The sequence below is a fragment of the Gaoshiqia sediminis genome (assembly GCF_025907915.1).
GTDB lineage: Bacteria > Bacteroidota > Bacteroidia > Bacteroidales > Prolixibacteraceae > Gaoshiqia > Gaoshiqia sediminis.
Window position 1 is genome coordinate 1 of record NZ_JAPAAF010000005.1, and the last position, 20,390, is coordinate 20,390.

Below are 20,390 nucleotides of genomic sequence, written 5' to 3' on the forward strand. Positions count from 1 at the left end.
TTCTGCCGTAGCTGCCGGTATTCTGTTGAGCTTCCTGATGTAATCAAATTCACCTGATAATCGAAAAGCTTCTCTCCCAAAAGAGGAGCTTTTTTTGTATCATTGCATAAACCAATTCTAAACTGATAATCATGAAAAAACTCGTTTTAGCGCTTTTGGTCGTCTTGCTGGCCAATTCAGCTTTTACTCAAGAGAATAAAGAACTTCCGCCACCACAACTTAGTGTGTTGGTATTTTCAAAAACAAGTGGCTTTCGGCACAATTCAATTGCCAACGGACTTAAAATGATGAGTGAATTGGCTCAGGAAAACAACTGGAACCTTACCGCGACCGAAAACAGTAAGTTGTTTACAACTGATTTTTTAATGAATTTTGATGTGGTTGTGTTTTTAAATCCCACCGGTGACGTATTGAACAACAACCAACAAAAAGCATTCACCAGCTTTTTGAATACGGGAAAAGGATTCGTGGGGATCCATGCGGCAGCCGACTGTGAATACGACTGGGACTGGTTTGGTAAGCTAAATGGCGCTTATTTTCTGACCCATCCGCCAGCACAAGAAGGGACCGTGATTTTTGAGGATACCAACCACCCGGCTATGGAAGTCTTTAAAGGCATGAAATCTTATACGACATTTGACGAATGGTACTCGTTCAAGGCAAATCCGCGCGAAAAAGTACATGTGCTGGCCCGTTTGGACGAATCATCCATCAAAATAGCGGACAATGACAAATGGAAAATGGGCGACCATCCCCTGATTTGGTGGCAGGAGTATGATAATATCCGTTCGTTTTATACGGTTTTTGGACACACACCGGAAGCGTTTGACGATGTTAAGGTGAAAAAACACATTTCCGATGCCGTGGAATGGGCGGGGAAAAGAAAATAAAAAAAGAAACCGGATTCTTAAAGTCCGGTTTTTTTATCTCACAAATTTAGTTTTCCCTGTGGATCTTGTGGTTGCGTGGCAAAAAACTCGTCAACAATCGCATCAATAGTCAGCAGGCATTTACCACAACTAGTGCCTGCGCGTGTAGCATATTGAATGTCGGAGGTGTCTTTTGCCCCCTTTTTCAATTCGTTGATGATTTCCTGTTCCGAAACCATGTTACATATACAAACCAAGCGGTTACTCATATCTCAAACTTCTTAGCTGTTTTCCGGGTGTGTATTTTTACTGTCACTCGAGACGGATGTTTTTATTCAACAAATTTATTCTCGATAAAAAGCCTGATTTGGCGGTAGGCATCAATCACATCGTCCCTTTTGGGCATTGTGTCGTAAATCTTTTTGATCAGTTGTTTTTCGCTTACAAGCTGGAAACTGCTTTTGAAATTGAGATCATAAACCATCCCCATTAGCATCAGCTTAAAATCATTCACCGACTGGACGTCTTTCCTGACAACCGGTTTTCCAACTGCCAGGCTTTTAATGACAGCCTCGCTAATGCCCGGCGTATGTGGCAGGTTATAGCAGATGGAAGGAAGACTGAATGAGCCATCGCGCTTCAAAAAGCTGACGCATATCTCCCAAATATCAAGTTTGTCGGCATCGCGCAGTAGCTGGCTGAAAAGCATTTGTTGTTTGTCTTTCGAGGTCACGGAAGCTTTATTGTGCGATTCAATGGCAAATAAAACCAGTTGCTGTTCCGTTTCGGTCAATACACTGAAAAAGGTTTGTTCCTTCAGCATGGAAACACTTTGGGCGGCATGGTCACCGAACTTAGTGTCGTCGAAACTTTGGTGTTCGGTAAATTGCACAAAACGCCCCAAATCGTGAAACAATCCGATGAATTCGGCCAATTCGCACTCTGGTTCATCCAGCTCCAGTCTTTGGGCCAGCAGTGCCGAAAGTTTGGCCACACGCAAGGAGTGGTCAAGCTTAAGTTGCAGGCTTTCTGCCACGTAGTGATCTTTTGTTTTAACCAGCTTTTTGGTGTAATCTTCAAAAAACTTAATCCCTTCTTCCAGAATATTTTTCGTCATTGCAATTTCTCCAAGTATGAAGCAAAAATAGCTTATTTCAGTTATCCACTGACTGCCAGCATCCAAGATTTATCAACATTTCTCAGCTTGATAATCTTTGCTTAAGTTTTTCACTTTTTTTATCAAAAAAACGAATGTTTTACTATTTTTGCAGCCGCATTGGTCCCATAGTTCAATGGATAGAATATCAGATTCCGGTTCTGACGATTTGGGTTCGAGTCCCGATGGGATCACAGGAAAGCCGCTTAAACAGCGGCTTTTGTTGTTTTAGGCTCGTTGCAATTTATCTTTTTGTCATTGAATATTTGCTCAATAAAAAAAGACTGCCGTTGGAAGAGCAGTCTTTTTGAATTATGAGAAATGGTATTGTTGACTAAACCAATCCGCTGAAACCCATGAATGCCATGGCTAAAATGCCAGCAACGATAAGCGCAATTGGAGTTCCTTTTAATCCTTTTGGTACATCAATCAGGTCGAGGTGTTCGCGCAGCCCGGCAAATAACACCAGCGCCAGGCCAAAACCTATTGCATTGCTGATAGCAAAAACCACACCTTCCATTAAATTAAACTCTTTCTGGATGGTGAGAATGGCTACCCCCAAAATAGCACAGTTGGTGGTAATCAGGGGCAAGAAAACGCCTAACGCCTGGTAAAGCGCCGGACTTACCTTTTTCAGGATAATTTCAACCAGCTGAACCAACGACGCAATCACCAGAATAAACGAAATGGTTTGCAGGTAGCCAATGTTGAACGGATTTAAGATGTAAAGCTGAATGAGGTAAGTAACGATGGTTGCAAGGACCATTACAAACGTGACAGCCCCGGCCATTCCCACAGCTGTTGAAATACGTTTGGAAACACCCAGAAACGGACAAACGCCCAGAAATTGGGTCAATACAATGTTATTGACAAAGACCGCTGATATAATGATAATGATATATTCCATGTATTATTCCTCCTACGCTTTTTTGATTTTGTTGGAAATGGCGATCAAATAGCCAAGCACAATGAATGCCCCGGGGGCCAATACAAAAAGTAGCATGCCATAATCTTCAGGAAATACGGAGATGTTGAAGATTTTGCCGCTTCCCAGAAACTCACGGATGGCGCCCAGTATCGTTAATGCCATGGAAAAGCCAAGTCCCATGCTCAAACCGTCAATGGCCGAAGAAAGCACATTGTTTTTCGAGGCGAATGCTTCGGCGCGTCCCAAAACAATGCAGTTAACCACAATCAGCGGGATAAACAGCCCAAGACTTTTAAACAGCTCGGGCAGATATGCCTGCATCGACAATTCGACCACTGTTACAAATGAGGCGATAATGACGATAAAACTCGGGATGCGGACTTTGTCGGGAATGACATTTTTCACCAACGAAACCACGATGTTGGCCATCAGCAACACAAAAGTGGTAGCCAATCCCATACCTAAACCGTTGATGGCTGACGATGTAACACCCAGCGTGGGGCACATTCCCAGCAGTAAAACAAAAATTGGGTTTTCCTTTAAAAAACCTTTTGTGAAATTATTCCATTGATTCATAATGCACCTCCTTCGGTTTCTTCATCGTGTGAAATTGGTCCCTCAGTTTCGTGTTGGGCAGCAGCCTGAAATGATTTGTACGCTTTTCGGATGGACTCCAAAAAGGCTCTCGAAGTGATGGTGGACGCGGTAATGGCATCCACTTCGCCGCCGTCTTTGGTCACCAAAAGCTTGGCTGTTCCGGGATTTTTACCGATGATGTTCTGGCCGGCTTTAGCAGTATTGTTAAACCAGGTATCCATTTTCGATCCCAGGCCTGGCGTTTCTTTATGTTCCAGCACCTGATACCCGCTGATGACGCCATCCGGTTTAAAGCCAACCATAATCTGGATCAATCCGCCAAAACCATTTTTGGAGTATGTTTTGACAGCTACGCCGACCAACTCCTGCGAACTGTTGAATGCCGGGAAAAATATCAGACTGTCACCTCCATCTTCCGGTGCGGCTTTCCACGAAGCACCCAGTTCGTTATATTCGGGCAGGATATTTTTTATAGCCTCGTTTTGCGCTTTTAGTTTGGCAACATCAATTGCCTCTTTGGTCATGCTGTGCACAAAACCAAGAATGGTTGCCGATATTAGAGAAACCATTAACAAGGTCAGCACCATGCTTAAAAATGTCGATTTTTTTCCAGCCATTAGTTCGTTCCTCCAAATCGTTTAGGTTTTACATACGAATTGATTAGCGGTGTAAAGCCGTTCATAATTAAGATGGCAAATGAGATTCCTTCGGGATAAGCTCCAAAGTTTCGGATCAGTACGGTAATTACACCAATACCAGCAGCGTAAATAAACTGTCCTCGGTGGGTCATGGGCGAAGTCACCATGTCGGTGGCCATGTAAATGGCGCCCAGCATGGCCCCGCCGGTGAGCAGGTGAAATACCGGTTCGATAAAGTTTTCAGGGTTTACCATCCATAAAATTCCCTGGAATACGAAAATGGTTCCCAGCACAAAAACCGGGATATGGAAGGTGATTACTTTTTTCCAAAGCATGTAGCCAAAACCAAGTAGCAGGAGCAGGGCCGAAATTTCGCCCATCGAACCCGACATGTTTCCGTAAAGCAGGTCCATTCCCGAGGGTAGGCTATCCATCAATGCGCTTACCGGTTGGCCGCTTTTAACGCCTTCTTTCAAAATACCCAAAGGGGTAGCGGTTGTTAGTGCATCAACTGCGGCGTGTTGGCTCACGGGCCAGCTGGTCATTTGTACCGGAAACGAAATCAGCAAAAACACGCGGCCAACCAGCGCCGGGTTAAACGGGTTGTTGCCCAGTCCGCCAAAAGACAGTTTTCCCACGCCGATGGCCACCAATGCTCCGGTAATGATGATCCAGCTTGGGATGGAGGCCGGAACGTTAAAGGCGAGCAAAATGCCGGTCAAAGCGGCCGAACCATCAGTGATTTTAGGAACTTCCTTCATAATAAAACGCTGGATCAAGTACTCGAAAGCCATGCAGGAAACCACCGCCAGCAGAGTGACACGGACAGCATCGAGCCCAAACATAAATACCGACCAAACCAACGCCGGCAGCAAAGCCAGGAGGACCCGGTACATAATTTTATTCACCGAGTCGCTTGTGTGCACATGCGGTGAAGGTGATATCGTTAGCAGTTTACTCATTTTATAGTTCTGAATTAAAAATGATAAATTTTGATTATTGGTTTGATGATTTTGTGCCTACTTTTTACGGCTGCGGATGATTTGTCCCACTTTCCCTTTTCCCAACCGAATATAATCGAGCAGCGGACGATCGGCAGGGCAGGTGTAGCTGCACGATCCGCATTCAATGCAATCCATCACCCGGTTGGTTTCGGCTTTGTCCCAGATTTGTTTGTCCGAAACAGTCATCAGGTAGTAGGGCTCCAGTCCCATTGGGCAAACGGTAACGCAGCGACCGCAACGGATGCAACTTTTCATCACTTCCCTTTTAGCCTCCGGCGCGGGCATGATCGTGATGCCCGATGTCCCTTTGGTAACGGGCACTTCCAGTGAGGCAATGGCTTTTCCCATCATGGGGCCGCCGCTGATAATTTTACCGGTATCTTCGGGAAGGCCGCCTGCCGCGTCAACTAAATCCTGCACGGGGGTGCCCACACGTACCAAGAAGTTTGACGGTTTTTTAACGGATTTTCCGGTAATGGTTACCACCCGTTCGATCAGGGGTTTGTTTTTCTGAACGGCTTCGTACACGGCAAAAGCAGTTCCCACATTGCTCACCACAGCGCCAACGGCAATCGGCAGGGCGCCCGAGGGGACTTCACGGCCCGTAACTGCTTTAATCAGCTGCTTTTCGCCACCCTGCGGATATTTTACCTTCAACGGCACCACTTCGATCGATGAGTCAGCTGATACCAGGTTTCTCAGGTGGGCGATGGCGTCTTTTTTGTTATTTTCGATGCCGACATAGGCTTTGTTTACCTGCAAGGCACACATCAGCAGGCGGATGCCCACCATGATTTCGCTTCCTTTTTCGAGCATCAGCCGGTGGTCGGATGTAAGATAGGGTTCGCACTCAACGCCATTGATGATCAGCATCTCAGCTTTCATCCCCTGAGGAGGCATCAGCTTTACATGAGTAGGGAAGGTGGCCCCACCCAATCCAACTACACCGGCAACATTAATTTTGTCGATGATCGCCTTGCTGTCGGCCTGAAAATCCGTGACCAGGTCGTCGCCCGTATGGATCGATTCCATCCATTCATCTCCTTCCACATCAATAAAAATACCTTGCTTCGGGTAGCCCGAGGCATCCGGGGCCATATCAACTTTTTTGACGGTTCCGGATACCGAAGAATGAATGTTGGCAGAAACAAAACCGCCGGCCTGAGCGATAAGTTGTCCAACTTTTACCTGATCGCCTTTTTTTACCAGGGCTTGTGCTGGTGCTCCTATATGCTGGGCAATGGGTATAAAAACGCTTTTGGGTAAAGCCAGTTTTTCGATGGCTTTGTCGGCTGACAGCTTATTTTCAGCCGGATGGACCCCTCCAAGTTTAAAAGTTTTTAACACGATTGGCCTCCTTTATTAGTTTTCAGTATTATCTGGTTGATTTTTGTCTGTAGCCGACTTCGGTGCTGCAACCGGTTTTTCCGCTTTTTCAGCTGGTTTGGGCGGAAGGTCTTCTTTTATTTTCCGCGGGGGAAAGTTTACCTCGATGATGGCGTTTGTTGGGCACTCGAGAACACATTTACGGCACAACTTACATTTATCGGCATCGATAAAGGCCAGGTTGTTGCTCATGGTGATGGCATCGAACGGACATACCTTGAAGCATTTGCTGCAACCGATACAGGCCACTTCACACGATTTTTTGGCAATACCGCCTTTGTCTTCGTTGCGGCAAGCCACATAGATCTTCCGGTCTTTCGGGCCTTTTTTGCGTAGTTCGATCAGCGTTTTCGGACAGGCCTCCACACAGGCTCCACAGGCCACGCACTTGTCGTCTATCACTTCGGGCAAGCCGGTTTCGGGGTTCATGTGGATCGCGTCAAAATCGCAGGCAACCACGCAATCGCCACATCCCAGGCAGCCGTATTGGCAGCCGGTGTCTCCGCTGTACAGCGAAGCTGCAACCGCGCACGATAAAGCTCCGTCATACTGGTTGGTTTTGGGGCGGTGTTCGCACGAGCCGTTGCAACGCACCACGGCCACTTTGGGTGTTTGTACCACGGCTTCCAGGCCCAAAATTCCAGCTACACCCGACATGCAGTCATTTCCGCCTACCGGGCAATATAGCGATGCCAGGTCATCCGCTTTTACACAAGCTTCGGCAAAAGCACGGCAGCCGGCAAAGCCGCAACCACCGCAGTTCGCGCCCGGCAAGGCTTTTTCAACATCGTCGATCCGTGGATCTTCATATACTTTAAATTTTTGGGCCACAAAATACAGGATCACTGCTGCCAGTGTCCCGATTGCGCTCAGGGTAATAATTGTATAAACAATTGTCATGCTCATAATAAATTATTGTAAAGGCTTGATTTCAAATTCAAAGCTTCGTTTTAATTTGTTCCTGAATAAGTACAGGACAAAGTAATAGGGGACGAGAATGCCCAAGGCAAAAAGTCCGCTCAGGCCTTCGTTTTGTGTGATTTGAAGGGAGATGATGAGAGTGGCCATCAGCAACAGAAAAGGAAGCACATAACCATAGAATAAGGCCTTGAAACCCTGCGACGTTTTCCCGATCACACGAACCTGCTGGCCCAGGCGGAAATCGCCGGTGAAATGTTCGATTTCAATGTCTTTGTCTTTCATATCTGCGGCTGTACAGGCCCCTTTGGCATGGCAAGAGGCGCAAGCAGATTCGTTAATAATGCCTACAATTATTTTTTCTCCTGAAAGCTTCTTAATGATCCCCGTGTGTTCAATTCCTTCCGACATCCTATTTCGCTCCAAAGCTTTTTTTTCGTCTGCAAAACTATAGATGTTTGCATAACTTGTTTGTGTTGAAAAATCATTTTTATAACATCTAACCCTATTTGTATTGATTTTAAATAGTGGATTTGAATGATGTTTGTAGTCTGTATATCAATTACATGAACTGCTGATTTGTACGTTTTTTTGTAAGTTGCGTAATCGATTGCGCAGCAAAAATAACTTTTTCATTTTATTATGAAGAAAACTTTCGGGATAAATGTGCTTTTTGATGGAGGGATTGCTATAGACACCTCTTGCTAACTAATTACACTCCAGTCAAATTCGGTGTTTTTCATGCGTTGCAGGTGGTAGAGCAATAATTGATTTTCGTGTTTTTCAAGCCGGGGATCATCGTCGAGCACATCCGAAGCCATGTTACGGGCAACGCGCAATATTTCGCCGTCCTTGCCCAAGCTGGCAATATTCAGGTTGATGCCCAGCCCGCTTTGCTGTGTCCCTTCCAGATCGCCGGGACCGCGCAGTTGCAAGTCCACTTCAGCAATCTCGAAACCATCGTTTGTCCGCACCATGGTTTCCAGCCGTTTGCGGCTTTCGTTGCTGATTTTGTACGACGACATTAGCAGACAGTAGGATTGTTCAGCTCCCCGGCCAACACGCCCGCGCAACTGGTGTAGTTGCGAAAGTCCAAACCGCTCGGCACTTTCAATAATCATCACTGAGGCGTTGGGGACGTCCACACCTACCTCAATCACCGTGGTGGCCACCATTATTTGGGTTTTTCCTTCCTTAAACAGTTGCATCTCCTGATCTTTCTCGGCTGGTTTCAGGCGTCCGTGAACCATGCTGAGTTTGTAGCGCGGGAAAACTTCTTTTAGCAATTCGTAGCCATTTTCCAGGTTTTTAAGATCCAGCTTTTCCGATTCGCTGATCAGCGGATACACAATATAAGCCTGTCGCCCGGACTCAATTTGTTGACGGATAAATTGATAGACTTCTTTTCGCCGGTTTTCGTAAAAATGCCGTGTTTCAATTGGTTTACGTCCGGGTGGAAGCTCATCGATAACCGATACATCCAGGTCGCCATACAGAGTCATGGCCAGGGTACGTGGAATGGGCGTGGCTGTCATCACCAGCACGTGCGGGGGTATCCCGCTGTTTTTTTTCCAAAGCCGGGCCCGCTGCGCCACACCAAATCGGTGTTGTTCGTCAATAATTACCAGCCCCAGTTTATGAAAGCTGACCGTGTCTTCAATCAATGCGTGGGTTCCGACCAATAATTGAATTTCGCCCGTTTCAATGCCGTGATGAATGATCTTCCGTTCGCGGCTTTTGGTCGATCCGGTTAGCAGGGCAATTTTCACCCCGATACCGTCCAGCATCTTTTTTATGGTGTTAAAATGTTGAATGGCCAAAATTTCGGTGGGGGCCATCAGGCTGGCCTGGAACCCATTGTCGAATGCAATGAGGGCCACCATCAGGGCCACCAGCGTTTTTCCGCTGCCCACATCGCCCTGAAGCAGGCGGTTCATCTGTTTGCCGCTTCCCAGGTCGCGCCTGATCTCCTTAATAACTTTCTTTTGGGCATTGGTCAGATTGAACGGCAGGTTATTTTCGTAAAATTTATTGAAATTGTATCCGATGGTGGAAAAAATAAAACCTTTGAAGGCTTCTTCCCGCTTGTGTTTCAGGCTAAGGATCTTCAGTTGGATGTAGAAAAGTTCTTCAAATTTCAACCGGTAAGTTGCTTTTTGCAACGTGTGCGTATTTTCCGGAAAATGGATTTGCCGTAACGATTGGTTTAATGGGAGCAATTTCAACTTCTCCCGGACATGTGGGGGCAAGGTTTCATAAATCTTCCCGTCGATTTGGATGGCGAGGTTATATTGAAGTTTGTTGATAGCCCGTGTCGTTAAAAACCGTTTTTTCAGCGTTTCAGTGGTGTTATAATAAGCTTGTAACACGCCGGTCGTAATCTGTTCCTTTTCGGCCCCCTCCAGCTCCGGATGGATAAGGTTGACTCGTCCGTTAAAGACCGACGGCTTTCCGAAAGCCACATATTCCTGTCCGGGCTTCAGGTTTTCGCGGATATATTTTATACCCGAAAACCAAATCAGGTCGAGACTGCCCGTTTCGTCATAAAAAACGGCTGACAACCGTTGTTTCCTGGCTTCTCCATGTAGATCAAAATGTTTTATTCTCCCTTTTACCTGGATATATGCCTGATTGGCATTAATTTCCGAAACCTTGTGAAACTTGGTTCGGTCGATATATTTGTAGGGGAAATAATATAACAGATCGCGAAAAGTAAAAATCCTCAATTCCTTTTTGAGTAATTCGGCCCTTTGGGGACCAACCCCGGGGAGAAATTTTATATCTTGGTCGATAAATTCAGGCATGTAGCAAAGATAAAAATTATCGTATTAACAGATCAATGAAACACATTCAACCCGCAAACATGAAAGAAGTCATTCGATTAACTGACATTGTGAAGAATTACAAGGTTGGTACACAGGTCGTTAGAGCCCTTCGCTCGGTTAGTTTACAAATCAATCAGGGAGAATATGTGGCAATTATGGGTGCATCCGGGTCAGGAAAATCGACCTTGATGAACGTGATTGGCTGTTTGGATACACCAACCAGCGGACGGTACGAGCTGAACGACAAAGATGTCAGTCATTTGAGTGATGATGAATTGGCCGAAATCCGGAATTCGGAGATTGGCTTCATTTTTCAGACATTCAACTTGTTGCCACGTAACAGCGCCCTTGAAAATGTGATGTTGCCCCTGGTGTATGCCGGAATCAAGAAGCAGGAACGGCTGGAGCGGGCTGAAAAAATGCTGAGCGATGTAGGCTTGGCTGATCGTGTTGAGCATAAACCGAACGAGTTGTCGGGAGGCCAGCGGCAGCGCGTGGCTGTCGCCCGGGCGCTGATTAACCAGCCTGCCATTTTGCTGGCAGACGAACCAACCGGGAACCTCGACTCCAAAACTTCGGAAGAAATTATGCATTTGTTTTCCGAAATCCACAAACAAGGCAACACCTTGATTGTTGTAACCCACGAAGAAGATATCGCTCATCATGCACACCGTATCATCCGGTTGAAAGACGGGCAGATTGAAACAGATGTAATTAATCCCAACCCTGTTTATTAATGGCAAAAGAAGTACACATATATACCAAAACCGGCGATGACGGCACCACCGGACTGATTGGAGGCAGCCGCGTCAAAAAATACGATCTCAGGCTGGAAGCATATGGCACGGTGGATGAACTGAACAGCTACATCGGCCTGATTTTATCTACTGCGCTGGATGAGCGGGCACGAAAAGTGCTGACAGGCGTGCAATCCAATTTGTTTGTCATTGGCGCCCAATTGGCGACTGATGACAATGCCGGTGTACTTAAAGAGCAACTCCCGTGCACCGAAAAAGATATTGAATTGCTGGAAGAGGAAATGGATTGGATGATCGATCTTTTGCCCAAGCTTTCGCATTTTATTTTGCCGGCAGGCGCCCAGGGGACAGCTTATGCACATGTGGCCCGCACCGTTTGCCGGAGGGCCGAAAGACGCATTGTGGAACTGTCGGAAAGAACAGCCGTCAATCATAATCTGGTGAAATACATTAATCGTCTTTCTGACTACCTTTTTGTGCTGGCACGAAAAATAAACTACGATCAGAAACTGCCGGAAACCCTTTGGATTCCGGGGAAAAATGTGGAATAAATATTTTGTAGTTTTTGATGTATTTTTTTATATATTCGCAAAAACAAAAAAGAATCAAACTAAAAATACCTTCGAATATGTACTGGACACTAGAACTCGCATCAAAACTGGAAGATGCACCTTGGCCTGCCAGCAAAGATGAGCTGATTGATTATGCTATCCGTTCGGGAGCTCCGTTGGAAGTAATTGAAAACTTGCAGGAGATTGAGGACGAAGGAGAAATCTACGAAAGCATTGAAGACATCTGGCCCGATTATCCGAGTAAAGATGACTTTTTCTTCAATGAAGATGAGTATTAATTACCATTCAGGCAGTTACGATATGAATAGCAGGAGATTTCTTCTGCTATTTTTTGTTTAATATGAAATAGAAGTTTCGAGCTCATCCGTTCTGACCATTCCAACTGATTGACAAGTGACAGATCCAATCACTGGTTTTAGTGATAGCTGCTTTGAAGCTACTCCCGGATAAAAATATCTTTAAACGATTTGGGACGAATAGCATCGAGCCAAATGAAGCCCGGCAATTGCTTGTCTTCTTCTGCCACCTCGGGCAATGGTAGCAGCTCTCCATCCGGCGAGGTTAAAAAAGCAATTCGGGTTACTTTACTCTCCTGCAGTTTTATCTGGATATTGCTGCTTTCGGCTTTGTTTAGCCCAAGAATGCCCTTGTCGTCGCGGGCGTAATAAATTGATTGTCCGTTTCCATCCACGTCAATCTTGTACAAATCATTCCTGCGCACAAAGCCGGTCATGTTGCGGCCCTTTATCTGGTTGAATTTTGCGGAATCTTCCATGGCAATGATATAAGCTTGCCTTTTCATTTCGATACGCTGGTTCTCTTTGTCGATCGAAATCATTTCGATAAATTCAGAACTCATCTGATTATCGCCGGTCCAAATTACCGGCTGGTGATACAACTGGATGGTTGAGTCCTTTGACCAATAGACCAGCGAGTCGCATTTTCCCTGCAAGTCTTCCCGGAAAAATTTTACTTTGAAGTAGGCCAGGATTAGTTTTTCGTTGGGGATCGTGTCAGGAACCATCCGAAGTGTATCGGCGTGCAGAAAGAGCGTATCTTTTTCAGAGTAAAACAGGAGATGTGCCGAATCGGTTACCAGGGCGGTTTCCTGTAATTCGTTGTAGGCAATATGTTTACCTTTTACGAATATTTTATTTTTAATGTCATGCACACTGGCGTCCCCGCGGGCTAGCCCGTCGCCTGTTGTTTTGTTGTAGAAGATGGAATCGGCGATAACTTCCTGTTCTTCGGTTTTTATTACCGGACGTTTGAACAGTTCTGCATAACCTGTTTTTGTATTGTAGAAACCTTCGGAAGCAATCAGGGTATCTTTCTCATCGTAAATGGTAGTGGGGCCAACAATAGAAGCAATTCCGGTTTGCGGTTCGTAAATCAACGTGTCGGATAGTAGCCGGTAGGTTGACGTAACCACATCGACATCGGTTTTAAAAAAGGCCTTGTCGATGTTGGTGTAATATTCGCCTATTTTGCTGTTGAGCGTATTGGCACTGTCCTGCACCGTACCATAATCATCATAATAACCGATACTTCGGTTCATGTCGTAATTCAGGGTGTCAGTGGTCAAGGTAACCGCTTTGTTGACCAGTTTCACATTCCCGTACGCTTCGGCCCACTTGGTGTCGCCATTGTAGTTCACAAAGTTAGCATACAGGTGCAAGGTGTCATCTTTCAGAATGTGAACGTTTCCAAAAGCATCTACCATGTTTGCATGGGTGTATGAATAAGCGCTGTCGCACCACATCCGGATGTTGTTGTGGCGAATGATGACATTTCCCAGCAGCCGATGGGCGTTGGCAACAATTTTTTCGTCAAACTGCATCGCATCGGCTTGTTCAATGTCCACCTTCTTTTTGCTTTGGGCAAAGCCAGCAAAGGGAATCGAAAAGAGCAGGAGCAGTATGATTTTGGAAAGCTTACCAGCCATGGTAGTAACAAAAGGATTAAAGTAATTCATCGATAAGCTGGTCAACCGATATGTTTTCGGCTTCAGCTTTGTAGTTTTTAATGATTCGGTGGCGAAGAATATTTTTGGCCACCGCTTTCACATCGGCAATGTCGGGCGAGTATTTTCCCGAAATTACTGCATGGGCCTTAGCGCCCAGCACCAGGTACTGCGATGCTCGCGGACCGGCTCCCCATTTCAGGTACTTGTTAGTCATGGCATGGGCCAATTCGGTTCCGGGTCGGGTTTTGGCCGACAGGTTAACTGCATAGCGTAATACGCTGTCGTTAACCGGTACTTTTAGCACCAGTTTTTGAAAATAGCGAATCTCTTCAGCCGAAATTATGGTTGACAGCTCGTTGAAATAGTCGGAAGTAGTGTTTCTGACAATGGTCAGTTCATCCTCAAATGCCGGATAATCAAGCCAGATGGAGAACATAAACCGGTCGAGCTGGGCTTCGGGTAAGGGATAAGTTCCTTCCTGCTCGATGGGGTTTTGCGTGGCCAGCACAAAAAAGGGCTTGTCCAGTTCAAAATGTTCGCCGGCAGCGGTAACCGCTCGTTCCTGCATCGCTTCGAGCAGGGCCGCCTGCGTTTTAGGCGGGGTACGGTTTATTTCATCAGCAAGAATAATGTTGGCAAACAATGGGCCCCGAACGAATTTGAATTCACGCTCCTTATCCAGGATTTCGGTGCCAATGATATCCGAAGGCATCAAATCGGGAGTAAACTGAATGCGGCTGTATTTTAACCCCAAAACTTCAGCAATGGTGTTTACCAGCAAGGTTTTCGCCAGGCCTGGAACGCCAATCAGCAAGCAATGTCCCCGGCTAAGCATCGAAATCATCACTTGTTTGATGATCTCGTCCTGTCCGAAGATGCGTTTTTTGATTTCGTCCCGGAGCAGGTCGATCCTGGCTTTCAGGGCATCAACAGCTTCTACCTCGTTTTTGAAATTCATGTTCTCCTTGTCGGTTTTATTTTATCCAGCCCTGAAACCGGAAATTACAGTTCACATACGTGTCGTCCAAGTGGATATACGTTTTTGACTGCCGCTCAGAAATCCATTTATTCAAGGCTTCTTCCCGTTTCTTCTCCAGGTACAATTCCGAAAGCAGCTGGTAATCTTCCTGCAAGTTGGCCTTGTGCTCTTTGCTCCGGCTGATCAGTTTCACAATTTTAAAGACGGTACGTTGTTTATCGTCCATGGTCCGAAAAGGATCAGAAATTTCGTTTTCGTTCAGTTTATCCAATACTTTACTGATATCCGGCTCCAGCTCTTCTTTTTTCCATTTGGAAGACATGGTGTAGGGGTTAATCGCAATGCCGCCGCCGTTGCGTGAATTTTTATCGGCAGAAAAACGGATGGCCGCGTCTTCAAAGGTCAGGGTTCCGCGGCGAATGCTGCTGGCCAGGCTGTCCAGCCGTTCTCCAGCTTGTTCCAGGGCTTCTGGTGTCGGCTTGGGTTTAAGGATGATGTGGCGTGTGTTTACTTGTTCGCCTTTGCGGTCGATGAGTTGGATAATATGGTACCCGAATTCGCTTTTCACGACATTGGAAACACGGTCGCCGCGAAGGTTAAAGGCAGCAGCTGCATAAGCGGGATCGAGTTGTGCGCGCCCCATATAGCCCAATTCACCACCGTTTGGCGCCGAGGGTCCTTCGGAATAGAGTACTGCCAGGGTGGCAAAGTTTTCGCCGTCTTCAATGCGTTTCTTGAACTCACGTAAGCGGGCTTTAATGCGGTTTTCTTCTTCCAGTTCAATAGGCGGGAAGATACTGATCTGTGCGTATTCCACTTGTGGTTCCACTACCGGGATTTCTTCCGGTTTCATATTGCGGTAATTGTAGCGCACTTCGGCCGGGGTTACCGTTACCTCACTAATGATTTTATTTCGCATCTGGCTGGTCATAAGCTGATTGCGTATTACTTCTTCCAGGCTTGATTTTATTTGGCTGATGGGCTTTTTAAAATAGTCTTCTACCGCCCGTTCCGTCCCCAGGTTTTTAATGAAATACTGCATCCGCTGGTCGAGTTGTTGGTTCAGCTGGCTGTCGGTCACTTCAATGGTGGTATCCAGCTGCGCTTCGGCAATCAGTAATTTTTCAATCAAGAATTCTTCCAGGATTTCACATTTCATATCGCCTTCCGATACAATTCCCTGTGCCTGGTTTTGCATGTACATGGCTTCAATGTCTGATTTCATGATGATATTGCTCCCGACAACGCCTACAATCTGATCAATAATTTTGTCCTGTGCCTGCGTGTTGGAAACAATAATCAAACTACATACGGCCATCAAACCAGCCAATACTTTTCTGAACATATCTGTCTATTTTTGAATATTATAAATTTTAAACTTATTGGATGCCAAACCTTCTTTGTAAATATCGTCTTCGATATTCCGGAGGAATTTCACCTTACGTTCGTTCAGCAAAATGTTCCTGATATCAGCTTCGACATACTCAACGGGGGCAGCCTGGCCTTGAACACGAAAATCGCGGATACAAATAAAGTAATAATAATCTGTATCGCTGCTTTCAATGAACTTGTTTCTACGCAAAAATCGTTCCTCGTCGGTTATTTCTTCCGGTATTTGGTTCAATACCTGGCTCGAATTGATCCACTTGTCGTTGAAGCGGTCGTATGCTTTGGCGTACTGAATTCCATACTCGTCGAGCTGGGCCAGTTTTTGCGGATCTTCATCCATCGTCAGGTGTTTGATGATTTCGGGATTGGCTACCTCCAGAGGTATTTTCAGATAAACGGCCTTGACGATTATGTTTTTCAAACTGTACGCTGACTGATGGCTTTCATAATAGGCATTTATTTCTTCTGCACGGATGGTGGTATCCATCTTTTGGGCCATCAGTTCTTTTTTGTAACGATAGGTAATCAGTGAGTTGCGGTATTCATTCAGTTCTTTTTCGACATTTTTTTGATCCGGTGTCAGGTTTTGTTCCGCATTCAGGATGACCAGTTCCGAACGGACCCATTTCTTGATAAAATCGTCCATCCACAGAGCACTATCGGCCGGTGCCAGGTTTTCAGGAAGGACTTTTTTAACGTCTTCGAGGTACAAATAATTTTCGCCCACTTTGGCCAGTGGGGTCAGGTCAGGTTGTTGCTGCTGACAGGACATTACCGCGGCCAGCAGAAAAATTAGATACCAGTTTTGCTTCATTATTTTACAGATTCTATGCTTTCAATGATCTTTTTATTCACTTTCACCCGGTATTTCTTTCGGAGTTCTTTTATCCAGTTGTTTTCGAGGTATTGCTGGTAATCGGCCATATATTGCCCCCGGGCTTCATGGAGCGTTTTGGGTTGGGGCCCGACTTTGTTCCCATGTATAAAGTGCAGGTGTTCAATGAAATCGGTTGGTTTCGGTCCGAACCACACTAAATGGTCAACCAGCGAATGATCACCTTTTTCAAAAGCGCCTTTATGTGCGGTCAGTTCCTTGTTAAACTCAATTTTGAAACGATCCTTCAGTTCTTCAACCGGAAGCTGGCTGTCGGCAGCCAGCACCTGGTCAACAAAATCACGTTCTTCCTGGCTTTGGCATTGAATCACCCAGCCCTGGAACCGTTCCCCCCACAGATACTTGTACTTGGCTTGTTTGAAATAGCGTTCCAGTCCAAGAGAATCTTCGGCGGCGACCTGCCATATTCTCTTTTCAGACAAATTAAAAAGCAGGATGCCATCGTGATATTCCTGCACCAGGTGCCTGAACTCAGGGTGTTTTTCTTCCAATTGCTCGTCCTCGGCTTCCATGAGTTTTTTGGCTACAAACTGTTCGTATAACTGTTTCAGTTGGCTGTGGAATGTTGCTGATTGTTCAAATCGGTTCATCGCCAAGTATCTGGCAAAATCGGCAAACGTTATATTGCCATTGCTGAAGGAGAATAAAAGTTCCTCCGCGGGGGAAATATCGGCTGGTTGGATTCGCCCTCCGGTAATGGCCCTTTCGGCCTGCCGGGCAAATTCATCGAAATTATCTTCAAATGGCCGGTAGTCCCAATCCAATTTTAACCGGTTAATCAATGTTTCGTGGTTCAGTCTGTTGATGTCAGGATTGCGACGGATTTGATCAATCAGCGATTCGCGCATCTCCTCCAGCGGGGGAACCGGTTTGTGTTCCAACCGTTTGATCAGGTGCCATCCATATGAAGTACGGATAGGTTTCGAAATTGCGCCATCCGCAGGCAGAGCGAAGGCAGCTTCTGCAAATTCGGGCAGCATGTTTCCCCGTGTAAACCACGGCAGTTCACCGCCAACCGATGCCGAGCGCTGGTCGTCGGAATGCTGGCGTGCCAGTTGTGCAAAATCGGCTCCGCGTCGGGCCAGCATGCCTAAGCTGTCCAATTCGTGTTTCATTCGCATGACGGCCTCTTCGCTGGTATCCGGGGGAATTCGTTTCATGATGTGGGCTACTTTTAGTTGTCCGGCGGCCGGGCGCAAATCGTGTACTTTGATCAGGTGGTAGCCAAAGCGTGAACGCACGGGCATGGACACTTCGCCCACCAGGGTTTTAAAGGCGGCATCCTCAAAGGGGAACACCATTTGAAAACTGCTGAAATAGCCCAACAGTCCTTTATTTTGTTTGGCTGAAGGGTCTTGTGAATACTGCGCGGCCAATTCGTTAAAATCTGCCCCTTCCAAAACCTGTTTGCGCAATTCCATCAACTTATTCCAGGCGGCCAGCGTATCGGCAGGAGCGGCCTGTTCATCCAGCAAAAGAAGAAGGTGACTGGCTTTAATTTCGTGGGTTGTCCGGTAGTAGGCCGTTTCTACCTGCGCTTCGGTAAATTCGGCATTGTTGAGGTAAGGTTTAGCGAGCTCAGCCCTGTATTTTCGAAATTCGTTCCTGAATTCGGGCAGAGTGTCCAGCCCCAGTTTTTGGGCTTCATATACTTTCAGTTTGTAGTTGATAAAAAGATCAAGGTATTCTTCCGGGCTTTTCTTTTCGGCGCCAGCCATCAGATTTTGGTTGTTCTTCCGGTACAGGCGGACAAATTCTTCTTTTAAAACCGGCTGGTTATCAATGGTCATAATAACCTCGCCGCCAGGTTGGGCAAATCCCCAAAGCGGGATGGCCATAAAAAGAAGGAAAACTATCTTAATCATCTGGACCTATTCAATTTTAACAGCTTAATACAAAAGGCAAAAAGGCTACTGGCGCGAACTGTAATTGGGCGATTCCCGGGTGATGGCGACATCGTGCGGGTGGCTTTCCTGGACACCATGGGCGGTGATGCGTGTAAATTTCGCATGCATCAGCTCTTCGATATTCCGGGCGCCGCAATAGCCCATCCCCGAGCGAAGTCCGCCAATCATTTGGTAGAGTACTTCGTACAACGAACCTTTGTAGGGCACTCGAGCGGTGATCCCTTCTGGGACCAGTTTTTTCATATCGTCTTCCATATCCTGAAAGTAGCGGTCTTTTGAACCGGCCTGCATAGCTTCAACCGAACCCATTCCGCGGTAAGTTTTGAATTTCCGGCCCTGGAAAATGATGGTTTCGCCCGGCGATTCTTCTACACCGGCAAAGAGGGAACCGGCCATGATGCTGTTGGCGCCTGCAGCCAGCGCTTTCACGATGTCGCCCGAATAGCGGATGCCGCCATCGGCAATCACCGGAACATCGCTGTGCTTTAATGCCTTGGCAACGGCGTAAATGGCCGAAAGCTGCGGAATGCCCACTCCGGCAACTACCCGCGTGGTGCAAATCGATCCGGGACCAATTCCCACTTTTACGGCATCGGCGCCTGCCAGCACCAAATCAGTTGCTGCTTCGGCAGTGGCAATATTGCCGGCTACAAAGTCAATTTCAGGATAGCGCGCCTTGGCCTTCCGCAGGGTTTCCAATACTCCTTTTGAGTGCCCATGGGCTGTATCGATTACAATGGCGTCCACCTGCGCTTTTACCAACTCGTGAATGCGGTCGAGGACATCGGCGGTAACGCCTACGCCGGCAGCTACCCGCAGGCGGCCTTTTTCGTCCTTGCAGGCCAGCGGTTTATCTTTGGCCTTGGTAATGTCTTTGTAAGTCACCAGTCCAATCAGCGTGTGGCTTTTATCAACAACCGGCAGTTTTTCTATTTTATGTTTTTGAAGGATTTCGGCGGCCCGTTCCAGGTCGGTCGATTCGGTTGTATAAATCAGGTTTTCCGAAGTCATCACCTCCGAAATGGGTTTGTTCATGTCGGTTTCGAAGCGCAGGTCGCGGTTGGTGACAATACCCACCAGTTTGCGTTGGTCGTCAACCACCGGGATACCGCCAATTTTGAAGGAGTGCATCAGTCCAAGCGCATCGCCAACCAGCTTTTCCCGGGAGATGGTAATCGGGTCGAAGATCATTCCGTTTTCTGCCCGTTTCACGCTCATTACCTGGCGCGCCTGCTCATCGATGCTCATATTTTTGTGGATCACGCCAATGCCACCTTCGCGGGCAATGGCAATAGCCATCGGCGCTTCGGTTACCGTGTCCATGGCAGCAGTAACGATCGGCGTGTTCAACCGGATTGAGCGGGTAAACCAGGAGGTGAGGTCAACATCGCGGGGCAGGACTTCCGAATAGGATGGGATCAGAAGGACATCGTCGAATGTCAATCCCTCAGAAACTACTTTATCCGTAAAAAAAGACATTGCTTGCGGTTTTTGCGTGTTTAATGGTCAAAACTACGAAAAATAAACGGATAATGCTTTTATTTGAAGTTTGCGGCAAAGCCCTAAAAAGATTAATTTTCTCTAAAATTTGTTAAGTTGGTTT

20 protein-coding genes and 1 tRNA gene are annotated in these 20,390 nt (G+C 46.6%); 5 read left to right on the forward strand and 16 right to left on the reverse strand.

Features of this window, described 5'->3' with window-relative positions:
* Positions 1–131 precede the first annotated feature (131 nt).
* Positions 132–890, forward strand: a complete 759-nt coding sequence (locus tag N2K84_RS05050; RefSeq protein ID WP_282590698.1) for a ThuA domain-containing protein — start codon at positions 132–134, stop codon at positions 888–890.
* Positions 891–928: 38 nt separating this feature from the next.
* Here N2K84_RS05050 and N2K84_RS05055 read toward each other — a convergent pair whose 3' ends face one another.
* Complete coding sequence (locus tag N2K84_RS05055; RefSeq protein ID WP_282590699.1) at positions 929–1,138, reverse strand: (2Fe-2S)-binding protein; 210 nt, start codon at positions 1,136–1,138, stop codon at positions 929–931.
* 62 nt (positions 1,139–1,200) lie between these two features.
* On the reverse strand, positions 1,201–1,986 hold the full coding sequence (locus N2K84_RS05060; RefSeq protein WP_282590700.1) for an HD domain-containing protein: 786 nt from the start codon (positions 1,984–1,986) through the stop codon (positions 1,201–1,203).
* Between the two features lie 161 nt (positions 1,987–2,147).
* On the opposite strand from N2K84_RS05060, the gene N2K84_RS05065 reads away from it, so the two are divergent.
* Positions 2,148–2,219, forward strand: a tRNA-Arg gene (locus N2K84_RS05065).
* Between the two features lie 140 nt (positions 2,220–2,359).
* On the opposite strand, the gene rsxA is transcribed toward N2K84_RS05065, so the two are convergent.
* From rsxA to recG, 8 genes are all read right to left on the reverse strand, one after another.
* Complete coding sequence (rsxA, locus tag N2K84_RS05070) at positions 2,360–2,932, reverse strand: electron transport complex subunit RsxA (protein ID WP_282590701.1); 573 nt, start codon at positions 2,930–2,932, stop codon at positions 2,360–2,362.
* 12 nt (positions 2,933–2,944) lie between these two features.
* Positions 2,945–3,529, reverse strand: coding sequence for an electron transport complex subunit RsxE (gene rsxE, locus N2K84_RS05075; RefSeq protein ID WP_282590702.1), 585 nt, complete (start codon positions 3,527–3,529; stop codon positions 2,945–2,947).
* Positions 3,526–4,167, reverse strand: a complete 642-nt coding sequence (locus tag N2K84_RS05080; RefSeq protein ID WP_282590703.1) for an RnfABCDGE type electron transport complex subunit G — start codon at positions 4,165–4,167, stop codon at positions 3,526–3,528. The genes rsxE and N2K84_RS05080 overlap by 4 nt, the downstream gene beginning before the upstream one ends.
* Positions 4,167–5,150 carry an RnfABCDGE type electron transport complex subunit D gene (locus tag N2K84_RS05085; protein ID WP_282590704.1) on the reverse strand — a complete coding sequence of 328 codons (984 nt, stop codon included), beginning with the start codon at positions 5,148–5,150 and terminating at the stop codon, positions 4,167–4,169. The genes N2K84_RS05080 and N2K84_RS05085 overlap by 1 nt, the downstream gene beginning before the upstream one ends.
* 57 nt (positions 5,151–5,207) lie before the next feature.
* Positions 5,208–6,539 (reverse strand): electron transport complex subunit RsxC, encoded by a 1,332-nt coding sequence (gene rsxC / locus N2K84_RS05090; protein WP_282590705.1) that lies wholly within the window; start codon positions 6,537–6,539, stop codon positions 5,208–5,210.
* A gap of 15 nt (positions 6,540–6,554) precedes the next feature.
* Positions 6,555–7,484 carry a Fe-S cluster domain-containing protein gene (locus tag N2K84_RS05095; RefSeq protein WP_282590706.1) on the reverse strand — a complete coding sequence of 310 codons (930 nt, stop codon included), beginning with the start codon at positions 7,482–7,484 and terminating at the stop codon, positions 6,555–6,557.
* A 6-nt stretch (positions 7,485–7,490) separates the two neighbouring features.
* A complete protein-coding gene (locus N2K84_RS05100) occupies positions 7,491–7,922 on the reverse strand; it encodes a SoxR reducing system RseC family protein (protein WP_282590707.1) in 432 nt (143 codons plus the stop codon).
* Positions 7,923–8,200: 278 nt separating this feature from the next.
* On the reverse strand, positions 8,201–10,300 hold the full coding sequence (recG, locus tag N2K84_RS05105) for an ATP-dependent DNA helicase RecG (protein ID WP_282590708.1): 2,100 nt from the start codon (positions 10,298–10,300) through the stop codon (positions 8,201–8,203).
* A gap of 59 nt (positions 10,301–10,359) precedes the next feature.
* On the opposite strand from recG, the gene N2K84_RS05110 reads away from it, so the two are divergent.
* The 3 genes from N2K84_RS05110 (at position 10,360) to N2K84_RS05120 (ending at position 11,929) form a co-directional block, all read left to right on the forward strand.
* Complete coding sequence (locus N2K84_RS05110) at positions 10,360–11,058, forward strand: ABC transporter ATP-binding protein (protein WP_282590709.1); 699 nt, start codon at positions 10,360–10,362, stop codon at positions 11,056–11,058.
* On the forward strand, positions 11,058–11,630 hold the full coding sequence (locus N2K84_RS05115; RefSeq protein ID WP_282590710.1) for a cob(I)yrinic acid a,c-diamide adenosyltransferase: 573 nt from the start codon (positions 11,058–11,060) through the stop codon (positions 11,628–11,630). The genes N2K84_RS05110 and N2K84_RS05115 overlap by 1 nt, the downstream gene beginning before the upstream one ends.
* 77 nt (positions 11,631–11,707) lie before the next feature.
* On the forward strand, positions 11,708–11,929 hold the full coding sequence (locus N2K84_RS05120; protein WP_053183863.1) for a DUF2795 domain-containing protein: 222 nt from the start codon (positions 11,708–11,710) through the stop codon (positions 11,927–11,929).
* A gap of 158 nt (positions 11,930–12,087) precedes the next feature.
* Here the strand turns inward: N2K84_RS05120 and N2K84_RS05125 are convergent, their stop codons facing one another.
* The 6 genes from N2K84_RS05125 to guaB are packed head-to-tail and all read right to left on the reverse strand — an operon-like array spanning position 12,088 to position 20,266.
* Positions 12,088–13,626, reverse strand: a complete 1,539-nt coding sequence (locus N2K84_RS05125; protein ID WP_282590711.1) for an OstA-like protein — start codon at positions 13,624–13,626, stop codon at positions 12,088–12,090.
* The gene (locus tag N2K84_RS05130; RefSeq protein WP_282590712.1) at positions 13,613–14,575 is read right to left on the reverse strand and encodes an AAA family ATPase; all 963 of its coding nucleotides are present in this window, start codon (positions 14,573–14,575) and stop codon (positions 13,613–13,615) included. Before N2K84_RS05130 ends, N2K84_RS05125 begins: the two co-directional genes overlap by 14 nt.
* Positions 14,576–14,591: 16 nt before the next feature.
* Positions 14,592–15,941 carry a peptidylprolyl isomerase gene (locus tag N2K84_RS05135; protein WP_282590713.1) on the reverse strand — a complete coding sequence of 450 codons (1,350 nt, stop codon included), beginning with the start codon at positions 15,939–15,941 and terminating at the stop codon, positions 14,592–14,594.
* Positions 15,942–15,947: 6 nt separating this feature from the next.
* Positions 15,948–16,799: a hypothetical protein gene (locus N2K84_RS05140; RefSeq protein WP_282590714.1), complete on the reverse strand. Its 852-nt coding sequence runs from the start codon at positions 16,797–16,799 to the stop codon at positions 15,948–15,950.
* A complete protein-coding gene (locus tag N2K84_RS05145) occupies positions 16,799–18,745 on the reverse strand; it encodes a peptidylprolyl isomerase (protein ID WP_282590715.1) in 1,947 nt (648 codons plus the stop codon). The genes N2K84_RS05140 and N2K84_RS05145 overlap by 1 nt, the downstream gene beginning before the upstream one ends.
* 45 nt (positions 18,746–18,790) lie before the next feature.
* The gene (gene guaB, locus N2K84_RS05150; RefSeq protein WP_282590716.1) at positions 18,791–20,266 is read right to left on the reverse strand and encodes an IMP dehydrogenase; all 1,476 of its coding nucleotides are present in this window, start codon (positions 20,264–20,266) and stop codon (positions 18,791–18,793) included.
* Positions 20,267–20,390 lie beyond the last annotated feature (124 nt).

Excerpts from the sequence above, each read along its gene's own strand:
- N2K84_RS05050 (WP_282590698.1), top strand. The coding sequence starts at position 132 with ATGAAAAAACTCGTTTTAGCGCTTTTGGTCGTCTTGCTGGCCAATTCA.
- N2K84_RS05055 (WP_282590699.1), bottom strand. The coding sequence starts at position 1,138 with ATGAGTAACCGCTTGGTTTGTATATGTAACATGGTTTCGGAACAGGAA.
- N2K84_RS05060 (WP_282590700.1), bottom strand. The coding sequence starts at position 1,986 with ATGACGAAAAATATTCTGGAAGAAGGGATTAAGTTTTTTGAAGATTAC.
- rsxA (WP_282590701.1), bottom strand. The coding sequence starts at position 2,932 with ATGGAATATATCATTATCATTATATCAGCGGTCTTTGTCAATAACATT.
- rsxE (WP_282590702.1), bottom strand. The coding sequence starts at position 3,529 with ATGAATCAATGGAATAATTTCACAAAAGGTTTTTTAAAGGAAAACCCA.
- N2K84_RS05080 (WP_282590703.1), bottom strand. The coding sequence starts at position 4,167 with ATGGCTGGAAAAAAATCGACATTTTTAAGCATGGTGCTGACCTTGTTA.
- N2K84_RS05085 (WP_282590704.1), bottom strand. The coding sequence starts at position 5,150 with ATGAGTAAACTGCTAACGATATCACCTTCACCGCATGTGCACACAAGC.
- N2K84_RS05095 (WP_282590706.1), bottom strand. The coding sequence starts at position 7,484 with ATGAGCATGACAATTGTTTATACAATTATTACCCTGAGCGCAATCGGG.
- recG (WP_282590708.1), bottom strand. The coding sequence starts at position 10,300 with ATGCCTGAATTTATCGACCAAGATATAAAATTTCTCCCCGGGGTTGGT.
- N2K84_RS05110 (WP_282590709.1), top strand. The coding sequence starts at position 10,360 with ATGAAAGAAGTCATTCGATTAACTGACATTGTGAAGAATTACAAGGTT.
- N2K84_RS05115 (WP_282590710.1), top strand. The coding sequence starts at position 11,058 with ATGGCAAAAGAAGTACACATATATACCAAAACCGGCGATGACGGCACC.
- N2K84_RS05120 (WP_053183863.1), top strand. The coding sequence starts at position 11,708 with ATGTACTGGACACTAGAACTCGCATCAAAACTGGAAGATGCACCTTGG.
- N2K84_RS05125 (WP_282590711.1), bottom strand. The coding sequence starts at position 13,626 with ATGAATTACTTTAATCCTTTTGTTACTACCATGGCTGGTAAGCTTTCC.
- N2K84_RS05130 (WP_282590712.1), bottom strand. The coding sequence starts at position 14,575 with ATGAATTTCAAAAACGAGGTAGAAGCTGTTGATGCCCTGAAAGCCAGG.
- N2K84_RS05135 (WP_282590713.1), bottom strand. The coding sequence starts at position 15,941 with ATGTTCAGAAAAGTATTGGCTGGTTTGATGGCCGTATGTAGTTTGATT.
- N2K84_RS05140 (WP_282590714.1), bottom strand. The coding sequence starts at position 16,799 with ATGAAGCAAAACTGGTATCTAATTTTTCTGCTGGCCGCGGTAATGTCC.
- N2K84_RS05145 (WP_282590715.1), bottom strand. The coding sequence starts at position 18,745 with ATGATTAAGATAGTTTTCCTTCTTTTTATGGCCATCCCGCTTTGGGGA.
- guaB (WP_282590716.1), bottom strand. The coding sequence starts at position 20,266 with ATGTCTTTTTTTACGGATAAAGTAGTTTCTGAGGGATTGACATTCGAC.